Annotated in this window: 6 protein-coding genes; 2 read left to right on the top strand and 4 right to left on the bottom strand. The window is 63.8% G+C overall.

Annotated elements, in window-relative coordinates:
* Positions 1-16: 16 nt before the first annotated feature.
* Complete coding sequence (rocF, locus tag AF337_RS20360) at positions 17-952, bottom strand: arginase (protein WP_049733493.1); 936 nt, start codon at positions 950-952, stop codon at positions 17-19.
* Positions 953-1,074: 122 nt separating this feature from the next.
* Between rocF and AF337_RS20365 the strand changes: the two genes are divergently transcribed.
* Complete coding sequence (locus AF337_RS20365) at positions 1,075-1,512, top strand: Lrp/AsnC family transcriptional regulator (RefSeq protein WP_184340771.1); 438 nt, start codon at positions 1,075-1,077, stop codon at positions 1,510-1,512.
* Positions 1,513-1,715: 203 nt separating this feature from the next.
* Here AF337_RS20365 and AF337_RS20370 read toward each other — a convergent pair whose 3' ends face one another.
* The 3 genes from AF337_RS20370 to AF337_RS20380 all read right to left on the bottom strand — a co-directional run bounded on the left by AF337_RS20370 (position 1,716) and on the right by AF337_RS20380 (position 10,227).
* Positions 1,716-7,817 (bottom strand): translocation/assembly module TamB domain-containing protein, encoded by a 6,102-nt coding sequence (locus tag AF337_RS20370; RefSeq protein WP_049733494.1) that lies wholly within the window; start codon positions 7,815-7,817, stop codon positions 1,716-1,718.
* A gap of 54 nt (positions 7,818-7,871) precedes the next feature.
* Positions 7,872-9,800: an autotransporter assembly complex protein TamA gene (locus AF337_RS20375; RefSeq protein ID WP_193393645.1), complete on the bottom strand. Its 1,929-nt coding sequence runs from the start codon at positions 9,798-9,800 to the stop codon at positions 7,872-7,874.
* Between the two features lie 169 nt (positions 9,801-9,969).
* Positions 9,970-10,227: a YMGG-like glycine zipper-containing protein gene (locus tag AF337_RS20380; RefSeq protein ID WP_049733496.1), complete on the bottom strand. Its 258-nt coding sequence runs from the start codon at positions 10,225-10,227 to the stop codon at positions 9,970-9,972.
* A 91-nt stretch (positions 10,228-10,318) separates the two neighbouring features.
* On the opposite strand from AF337_RS20380, the gene AF337_RS42440 reads away from it, so the two are divergent.
* Positions 10,319-10,504 (top strand): hypothetical protein, encoded by a 186-nt coding sequence (locus tag AF337_RS42440; protein ID WP_152971140.1) that lies wholly within the window; start codon positions 10,319-10,321, stop codon positions 10,502-10,504.
* The last annotated feature ends 95 nt before the right edge of the window (positions 10,505-10,599 follow it).

Below are 10,599 nucleotides of genomic sequence, written 5' to 3' on the forward strand. Positions count from 1 at the left end.
TATGCAGCGCGTGCCTTTATGCGGCGCGGGTTGGGCGATCGAAGATGCGGCGCCCGAAGAGGCTTGCCGTCAGTTCCACCAGGACGCGGGCGCTCTTGCCTCGATCGTCGAGAAACGGATTGAGTTCGACGAGATCGAGCGACGAAACGAGGCCGCTGTCGGACAGCATTTCCATCACCAGATGCGCCTCGCGGAAGGTTGCGCCGCCGGGCACCGTGGTGCCGACGCCGGGGGCAATGTCGGGATCGAGGAAATCGAGGTCGAGGCTGACATGCAGCAGGCCGTTCGCCTTGGCGACGGCATCGAGGATCTCACGCATGATGGCGCCGATGCCCTGCTCGTCGATCGCGCGCATATCGAAGACGTTGACGCCGTGTTCGTGGATTTCCTCGCGCTCGCGCGCATCGACCGAACGGATGCCGACCTGGAAGACATGTTTCGGGTCGACGAAGGGACGGTCTTTCGGCAGGATCTCGGCGAACTCCGCCTCGCCGCAGAGGAAGGCGACGGGCATGCCGTGGATATTGCCGGAGGGCGAGGTGCCGGGGGAGTTGAAGTCGGCATGGGCATCGAGCCACAGCACGAAAAGCGGCCGGCCTTTGCCGGCGGCATATCGGGCCATGCCGGAGACGCTGCCCATGGACAGGCTGTGGTCGCCGCCGAGAATCAGCGGGAAACGACCGGAAGCGGCGACGTCATAGACGCTGCTTTCGAGCGCACGGGTGAAGGCGCCGACAATCCTGAGATTATGGGCCTTCGGATGATTCGGCAGGTCCATCGCCGGCACGATCCTGAGATCGCCGAGATCGGCGACGTCATGGCCAAGCTCGATCAGCGTCTGGTCGACGCCGGCGATACGCAGCGCCGCGGGGCCCATGGCAGCGCCCCTGCGGCCGGAGCCTTCTTCCAGCGGCGCGCCGATGAGGGTGACAGATCGCGATTGGGCATTCATTCGGGGGCTCCGCGGTTAGGCCTGTTTCGGCCGATAGTGGGATAAAGGGCTGACGGCAAAAAGATGGAAAAGTGTCAGAAATGGATTATGATTGCGCAAATTGATAAACCTATTTTGACAAAGTGATCATCGTGGACGATCTCGATACCGAGCTTCTCAGTGCACTTCGCCATAATGCCCGGATTTCCGTCTCCTCGCTTGCGGCGATCACCGGCGCCTCGCGGGCAACGGTTGCCGCGCGGATCGACAGGCTGGTCGCCGCCGGCACCATCGTCGGCTTCACCATCCGCACCGGTCATGAAACGCGATCGGCCGGCGTGCGCGCCATCGTCATGATCGAGGTGCTCGGCAAACTCGCCGACAGGGTGGCCGATCAGCTGCGCGGCCTGCCGCAGGTCCGCGCCCTTCACAGCACCAACGGCAAATGGGATTTCGTCGCCGAACTCGAGGATCGCGATCTTGCCTCCTTCGACGAGACGCTGCGCCGCATCCGGCTGATCAACGGGATCAATTCGACCGAGAGCAATATTCTGCTGAAGACCAGCAAGACGGGTTTTTAGCGTATTTTCACGCGACACCCTGGCCTGTGAAATCGGCGAAGCCGGCCCTCATCCGCCTGCCGGCACCTTCTCCCCGCACGCGGGGCGAAGGGGGAATAGCCGCAACCTCCCGTCTCTTCTCCTACCTTTCGCATGGCACGTCCCCTCGCCCCGTTTACGGGGAGAGGGTTAGGGCGAGGGGCAGCCGCAGACGCTAAGCCGGCTCAATATTCCCGTTCGTAGACGATGCCCGCTTCGCCGGCACCATTGCCGCCGGCAGCACCGCGCAGCTTGACGCCGCGGCCGACGTCGAGGTTGATGATCGCCTTGGCGCCGGCCGCGCCGCCCTGCTGCAATTCGAAATAGGTGCGGTCGTTGAGGTAGCGGCCGACGCTGACGCTGGTCTGGCCCTTGGAATCGGTGCTGATGTCGAGATCGTCGACGCCGAGCTGGTTGCGCAGGCCTTCGAAAAGCGAGGTCGAGCGGTTGCCGGCCAGCTGGCTGACGGCGTCGGCGAGCTGGGCGATCTGCACCGGCGAGAGTTTTGACATCGACTGGCCGAAGATCAGCTGCGCCAGCACCTCATCCTGTGGCAGCTGCGGCGAGGAGGAGAAGGTGATTGCCGGGTCGGTGGCGAGGCCCGCGACATCGACGGTCAGCGTCGTCGAGCCGGAGGTCGAGGTCGCCTCCATATCGAGCGCCGGCGTCAGGTCGCCGGCAAAGGTGATCCGGCTCTTGTCGGTGAAATCCAGGCGGCGGTTGAGAATGGTCAATCGGCCGCGGCGCATGGTGAAGCCGCCGGTCACGATCGGCGCTGCCGCCGTTCCGCGGATCGTCACCTTGCCGCCAAGCTCGGCATCGATGCCGCGGCCGCGTGCGAAGATGTGCGAGGGCGCGTCGATTTCCAGATCGAGGGTGATCGTGGAGGATTTCTCGGCGGGTTTCTGCTCGCCGTCGTCGCGCAGCTGCGCGAGCACCGCGCGCGGCGCATTCTTATGGCGGATGTCTATTTCCCTGAGCGAGGTCGGCAATTTTTCCGGGACGGTGATCGAGGTCTTGTCCAGCCGAAGTTTGCCGCTCAGCGTCGAATTCATGATCGGCCCACGCAGGCCGAGCGTGCCGTTGACGGTGGAGACGACGAGGGTTCCATCGACATAGACCGCTTTATCCAGCTTGATCGAAATATCGGCGGGAAAACCGCCGGTCGGCTGGATGCCGATCGTGCCGCTTGCCGAAATCGTGCCGCCGCCGCCGAGATTGCCGTTGAGGCGGGAGATGACGGCCTGGCTGCCGTTGAAGCTCACGGTTGCCGCCAGATTGTTGACGGCGAGATTGCGGCGGACGTCGACGAGCTTTGCGCCTGAGGTCGTGACGGTGCCGTTGATGACCGGTGCTGCGGCCGTTCCGCCGATCTCCAGGTTGACGGTGGCGACGCCGTCGGCGACGAGGCCCTGCTGTGCCAGCGGCGCGCCGAGCACGGCGAAAGGCAGGTTGCCGTTGAAGCGCATGTCGAGGGCGCGATTGCCTGTGATCACCACGCTGCCGCCGCCCTTCAGCGACATGCCGGCGTCGCCGGCAAGGCTGGTGTCGACCGTCAGCCGGTTGCCGGCAAGTTTGCCCGATGCGCCGATAGTGAACGGCGAAAGGCCGGCGCCTTTTGTCTGGCTCGTCGCCGCGTTCTTCCAGTCGACCTTGAAATCGACCGAGGGCGACGATAGCGCGCCGGTGGCCTTTGCGGTCGCGGTGACCGCGCCTTCGGCGCCAAGACCGGGCACAAAGCCGTTGGCGATGCCGGCCGGGACATTGGTCGCATCCGCCGTGACATCGACCGCGCGGATCGAGGTGCCGGCGATCGAAAGATTGCCGGCGGCCTTCAGCGCTATGCCGCCGCTGCCGCTGAGACTGGCATCGAAATCGAGCCGGTCACCGGCATATTTTCCCGTCGCCGCCAGTGCCAGGCGGGAGAGGCCGGCAGCCTTGGTGTGGCTGGTCGCGGCATCCTTCCAGTCGAGTTTGAAATCGACGATCGGATTGGCTGGCGTTCCCGACGTGACGGCGTTGGCCGAAAGCATGCCTTCGGCACCGAGACCGGGCACGAAGGCATTGGCGATATTGGCCGGCAGAGCGGGAATATCGGCATTGATCGAAAGATCGCGGATGGCCGTTCCGGCAATAGTGACGCCGCCGGTGGCCTTGGCCAGCACCCCGTCCTTGCCGGCAAGGTTGGCATCGAAGTCGACCCTGTCATTGGCGTATTTTCCGGAGGCGGCGGCACTCAGGCCGGAAAGGCCGCTGCTTCTGGTCTGAGCCGTGGCGGCGTTTTTCCAATCGAGCTTGAAATCGACGGCGGGTTTGGGCAGGGCGCCGGAGGCGGATGCCGTTCCCGACACCATGCCCTCGGCGGCAAGGCCGGGGACGAAGCCGTTGGCCAGGGCGGCCGGCAGGTTGACAAGATCGGCCTTGACGTCAAGGTTGCGGACCGACGTGCCTGATGTGGCGACATTGCCCTTGGCTTTGAGCGAGAGGCCGTCCTTGCCGCCGAGATCGGCATCGAATTCGAGCCGGTTGTCGGCGAAATGGCCCGATGCGGCAAGCGCCAGTCCCGAGAGGCGAGCGCTTCTGGTTTGGCTGGTCGCGGCATCGGTCCAGGCGAGCTTGAAGTCGGCATTCGGGGCGGCCGGTGTGCCGGCGGCCGACAGCGTGCCCGATATCGTGCCGCCGGCCGCCAGATCCGGAACGAAGGCATTTGCGAGGCTGGCCGGAATCCTGGCGATCTCGGCATCGACCTTGATGGTTTCGACCGTCGTGCCGGCGAGGGCGACATTGCCGGTGCTCTTCAGCGAAAGGCCTTCGCCGCCGCTGGCGGCGGCGGTGAACTCAAGCTTGTTGTCGGCAAATTTTCCGGATGCGGTCAGGCCGAGAGCGGCAAGGCCGGCCCGCTTGGTATGGCTGGTCGCAGCACCTTTCCAAGCAAGGTCGAAATTGGCACTCGGAGCGGCAAGCGAGCCTGCGGCCGAGACCGTGCCGGAGACTGCGCCTTCGGCGGCGAGATCGGCGACGAAGCTGTTTGCGATACCTGCCGGGATATTGCTGAGCGTTGCGTCGACCTTGACGTTGCCGATGGTCGTGCCGGTGACGGCGACATTGCCGTTTGCCTTCAGCGAGAGGCGGCCGGCGCCCGATATCGCCGTGTCGAAATCAAGCTTGCTGTCGGCGAATTTACCGGATGCCTTCACCGCGAGGTCCGCAAGGCCGGCCCGCTTGGTGTGGCTCGTCGCAGCACCTTTCCAATCGAGATCGAAATCGGCGATCGGCGCGGAGAGGGGTCCAGTCGCCGAGAGTTTGCCGGTTATCACGCCTTCGGCGGCAAGATCGGGAACGAACCCATTGGCGATGCGGGCGGGCAGGTTGAGGATATCGGCGTCGATATCCAGGACTGGTGTCTTCGGATCGGTGAGCAGGACATTGCCGGCGGCTTTGAGCGACAGGCCGTCACCACCTGATATCGTCGTGTCGAAATCGAGCCTGTTGTCGGCGAATTTGCCGCCGGCGGTGATGCCGAGCGGTGCGACCCCGGCGCCCTTGGTCTGGCCCGTCGTCGCATCCTTCCAGTCGAGCTTGAAATCGGCAATCGGTGCGGCTGGCGTTCCCGTCACCGCAATCCTCCCGGAGATCGTGCCGCCGGCCGAAAGGTTCGGCACGAAACCATTGGCGAGTGCTGCCGGCAGTTCGCGAATATCGGCATCGAGCTTCAGCGTCTCGCCGGCCGATCCGGTGACGCTCACCGAGCCGGTGCCAGTTTTCAGCGTCAGCCCCGTCAGGCTGGCGGTGCCGCCAGCGATTTTGACCTGCGTCGGGGCGGCAAGCTCGACCGGGATATTGCGGGGGCTCGCGGAGAAACGATCGAGGTTGAGGTCGATCGCGCCGCCCGCCATCTCGATATTGCCCGCGGCCAGCACCGGATTGCCGTCATAGGCGGCATTGAGATCGAAGTCGGTCTGGTTCTGCTGCCTGGCAAAACCGAGCGCAAGGTCGCCAAGCTTGTTTGCCCCGGCATTCAGCTCCTCGGCCTTCACCGTGCCGTTTGCCGCAAGGGTGGAGAGGTCGCTGACTGTGACGTCGATATCCGGCTTGACGATGGCAAGCGTATCGCGGCGTATCGAAGCGCCTGATGCACGCAGCTTGAGCGCGATCTTTCCATTGTCACTCGCGACGCCAAGCGACCCTTTGAGGTCGCCCTCGGCCTTTTGTCCGCCGAGTGCCGCGAGCAGGCCGATATTGGGGAAATCGAAGGTCAATGCACCCGTCGGCTCCAGGGCGGGCGAGAATTCCAGATTGCCGGTCAGCCGGTTGCCGCCGATATCGGCGGTCAGCGCCGGAATACGCATCCTGCCGTCCGCAGAGCTTATGTCGCCATTGATGCTTATCGGCTGGCCGTCGATCGTGCCGGTGGCGGCGACCTTGCCTTGCGGCGCCTTGGGATCGGCAAGACCCGACAGGTCGATATTGAGATTGCCGAGCGTACGATCGGCCATTTCAAGGCTGGGGGCCTTGAGATTGGCCGTTACCGAGATCGCCGGCAGTTCGCCGCCCACTCTCAACGCATAACCCACCCCGCCGCGGGCGCCTGTCATGAGTTTGCCGATGTCGGGCAGCCGGCCGGAGAGATCGGCATTCACCTTCGAGCCGTCGAGCGCGACGTTGCCGGCGGCCTCAAGCGTGCCGGAGGTCAAGACGAGGTTGGACAGTGCGAGTTTCGACGGGATGGTGCCGACCAGCTGGCTTTCGAGTGCGATCGGTCCGTCGAACCTGCCCGAGACCGCAACCGGCAGGGCTGCCGGAGCGACGGTGAGCTTGACGTTGCCGGTCAGCGCCTGGTCTGCCAGCCGGTAGGAACCATTGAGGCCGCCGTTGATGTTGGCGCTTTCGACGGTGGTGCCGTTGAAGCCGATGCTGCCGGGCGTGATCTGCAGCGGCGAGGCGATCGTGACCGGGCCCTGGACGGCGCGATTGAGGTTCGGCTCGGCAAATGTCATGTCGCCGGCAACGAGGCGCAACTGGACGCTGCCGGAACGGGCGGCGAGATTGAAGGCGTCGCTCTTTGCCGTCAGCTTGACATTGCCGATATTGGCCTGCGGCAGGGTCGCGGTGTCGAGCGAGCCGCTGACATTCAATCGGGCCGCCTGGGCATCGCCCGTCAGCGCCAGGTTGAGACCTGAAATCAGGAAGCGCGCTTCGCCTTCGGCGAGCGGCCAGCGGAAATCGACAGGTCCCGACGTGCCGAGCAGGTTGGCGTTCAGGCTGTTGTTGCCGGCCGGATCGAGGGTGCCGGAGGCGGCGATGACGACGCTGCCGGTGGCAATGTTGCCGGTCTGGATGTCGATCTTGCCGCGGTTGTCGAAGGTGGTGGCAAGATCGATATTGGTCTGGCCTGAAAAAAGCGGCCGGAATGCCGAGGGAAGCAGCGAGCTCAGATCGCCGCCGCCCTTGAGGTCGAGGTGGTGCAGCCCGTCCGCGCTGATCTGATGCCGGGCCTCGATTGCGGCGCGCTGCTGTCCGTCGAGCGCGGCCTGCACTTTGCCTCTCCAGTCGGATATCGGCCCCTGGCCGTCGAGATCGATGTTGACGGCGGGGCTGTCCGGCAGGCCGAGAAAGCCCGCCAGCAGCCCGCCCTTCGGTTCGGCAAGCTGCGCCTTCAGCTGCAGCCGGTTTTCGGCCGGCGCATAGGCGATGTCGGCGGCAAGCCGCGCATCGGGGACGGCGTGGCGGCTGACATTGACGATCGCCTCGCCGCCATCGCGGTTCGCCGACAGGCTGCCTTCGGCGGCGAGCGCGAAAGCGCGTCCGGCAAAGGCTTCGGCCAGTTTGATGTCGGGCAGCGCGATGCGGTCTATATCGACCTTGATCGGAAGGCTGAAGCCGCCGGTATTTTCCGCTCCGGGCCGCGAGGGCAGGGTGCGCACCGGCTTGCGCAGCACGTCGATCGCTTCGATTTCGAAGCGTTGGGCGTGGAACGTTCCGGTCAGCAGCGCTAGCGGGTTCCAGTCGATGGCGATGCCGTGGATTTCGGCGAAGACGCCTCTGGTGTCGGAGATCGAGATCTCGGCGGCGCGAAGCCCGCCGGTCAAAAGACCCTGCGGTTCGCGCACCGTAATCGTCATGTCCCGGTTGGACAGCGTCGAGGCGATTTTTTCGGTGACGATGCGGGCGCCAAAGGCGGTGAAACCGAAGATCGCCAGTGCCAGGACGGCAAGAATCAAGGTTGCGCCCACGCCATAGGCGGTGAGCCGCAGGAACCAGTTGACGATTTTTGCCAGCATTTGCATCGGCGCGGACACTACCCCGTTTTCACGATGGTTCACAAATCGATATCGGCCATTCTAGAAGGATTGGCCGATGCCGGCGTAGATTCCATAATCTGTGCCACCTTCGTACTTGTTCAGCGGCATGGCAAAATCAAGCCGCAGCGGGCCGAAAGGTGTGGCATATCGTATTCCGGCGCCGGCGCCGGCGCGGATATCGGAAAAACCGGGAAAGGTGCTGTCCGATACGGTGCCGACATCGAGGAAGGGCACGATGCCGATCGTATCGGTGATCTTGATGCGCGCCTCCAGCGAAGCCGTGACATAGGAGCGGCCGCCAGTGGGGTCGCCATTGTCGTTATAGGGCGAGATTTCCTGATAGCTGTATCCGCGCACCGAGCCGCCGCCGCCGGCAAAGAAGCGCTGCGTGGCCGGAATATTCTCGATGCCGCCGCCGCCGATCAAGACACCGGCGGCGACCTTGCCGGCCAGCACCAGGCGGTCCTCGGCGCCGAAGGGCAGATAGCCGGAGACCGAGCCCTGGAAGGCCGCATAAGGCGTGGCATTGAAGATCTCGTAGCCGGGCTTGGCCGAAAATGTCGCGCGATAGCCCTCGGTCGGGTTGAACTTGTCGTCGCGGGCGTCGCGGTCATACTGCAGCGGCAGGGTGAAGGTCAGATAGTCGTTGGTGCCGAAGGCGTCGTCGTCGCGCTCCCAGCTGACCTCGCCGCTCGCCGAGACGGTGTCCCGGTCTGTCAGCTCATAGGAGAGGCCGAGCGAGGCGGTGACGAGCGTCGCATTATAGGCATCCGGATTTTCGGTCTTGGCGACGATGCCGGCCTTCAGTGTGGCGGCGGGGAAGAAGGCGCCGGGCTTGGTGAAGAGGATGCCGGCGGAATAGTCGAGGCTGCCGACATCGGTGGTTTCGCCAAGCCGCGAGACCGATCCCTCGATCCGCAGCGTTTCGGCCTCCCCGAACAGGTTGCGATGGCCCCAATAGCCCTGAACGCCGAAGCCGTCGGTGGTGGAATATTGGGCGCCGACGCCGAAATAGCGCCGCTTGCCTTCGGACACCTCGATCGTCATCGGCAGCGTACCATCCGGCGCCAGTGCATCGCCTTCGTGAATGGTAACGCTCGAAAACACGCCGAGGGCGCGAAGCCGCTCGCCGGCTTTCTTCAGCGCTTCCGGGGAGTAAGCTTCGCCCTTGTCGAGCCGGGAATAGCGCTGGATGAACCCCGGCTTGACGGTCTTCTCGCCGGTGACGCCGACATCGCCGATCGGAGCGACCGGGCCGCCTTCGGCCGATAGCACGATATCGACGGTGTCGCTGTTGTGGTCGGCGACGACCTTGCGTTCGGTCAGCTTGGCGAAGGGCCGGCCCTCGCTCTTCAGTTGCTCGACGATTTTGTCGCCCGCTTTGATGATGACGAGCGAGCCGGCCTCGGCGCCGGGGGCCAGATCGTAATCGGCGGGATTGTGGTTTGCGGCATCGCCGCCGAACTGCACCTCCCTGACCTTGAAGACCGGGCCGGGCGCAATGTCGACGGTGACGGGGACCGGCCCGGACCGGTCGAAGGTCGGATTGGGCGGCAGGTCGTCGATATTCTTACCGTCGATGGTGATGGTCACAACGCCGCCATAACGGGCCTTTTCATAGAGAGCTGCGATCAGGCGCTCGCGGTCGTCGCGCGCCTTGACGACGATGCCGAGATCGCCGGACACCGGCTGCTTCTGGTCGCCCACAAGCCGGGAGCTGTTCTCAAGCGCTTCCTTCAGGTCGGGATCGGCGGTGTCGGCTTTGAGATCGACGCTATAGCGCACCGGATCGGGAACCTGCTGCGTTTCGTCTTCGTCTTTGCCGAAAATGGTGATGCCGAAAAGCTTGAAGGCATAAGCGTCGCCGATCAGGACCGGTGAGAACGCAGCTGCCGCTGCGACCACCATCATGGTGCCTGTTCGCCGATACGCAATACCTGTTTTCGGGCCTGTCCCTCTAATCCGCATACGCCGCTTTTGGTTCGGTCTACAATGAAGCTTCGTTGCCCAGCCATGAACAGCTTAGCGGCAAAATCGCGCGGGGTGTACCATTTTAAATTGCCAACGCGCTATTTCAGCACAAAAAATCCCGGATGTGTGTCCGGGATTTCCTGTTTTTGCGATTTTGCAACCGCTCTCAGCGCGGGCAGGTGTCGATGTAGCGGCGGCCGTAGCGGTCGCGATAGTAGCACTGGCCGGGCTGTTCGGCGACGCTGCCGATGAGGGCGCCTGAGACACCGCCGATGGCGGCGCCGACCGCTGCACCGCGAACATTGCCGGTGACCGCGCCGCCGATGACGGCGCCTGAGGCCGCGCCGATACCGGCGCCCTGCTGGGTCGGCGTGCAGCTTGCGACCGATAGGCCGATCAATGCGAGTATGACAGCTTTTTTCATTTCTTTTCTCCTGGGTTGTCGCCCGATGGGCATAGGCCGTCCCTAGTCTTTTTTTGCCACGCTAGTGCGAAAACTATGTCGGAAGAAAGGGTTGTCCACTCTTGTGCCCATTTTTTTGCAATATGGGACATTGTCGCCGCCGGACGGTTTTCGCCAATTTCACGCGTCTCTGCCGCATCAATTCGTTGATCCGCGCTTGCGTATTTTTTTATCTGGAATCATTCAAAAAACTGGGCCTTTTGCCGCAGTTGATGTTAAAGCAAAGGGTAAGCATTGACGCGCGGACGTCCGGTCGGCAAGAACGGCCGCGCGATACTGGAGCAGATGATGGATTTCGAAGCGTTTTTCAAAAACGAGCTGGACGGGCTTCAT

The sequence above is a fragment of the Rhizobium ecuadorense genome (assembly GCF_001187535.1).
Taxonomy (GTDB): domain Bacteria; phylum Pseudomonadota; class Alphaproteobacteria; order Rhizobiales; family Rhizobiaceae; genus Rhizobium; species Rhizobium ecuadorense.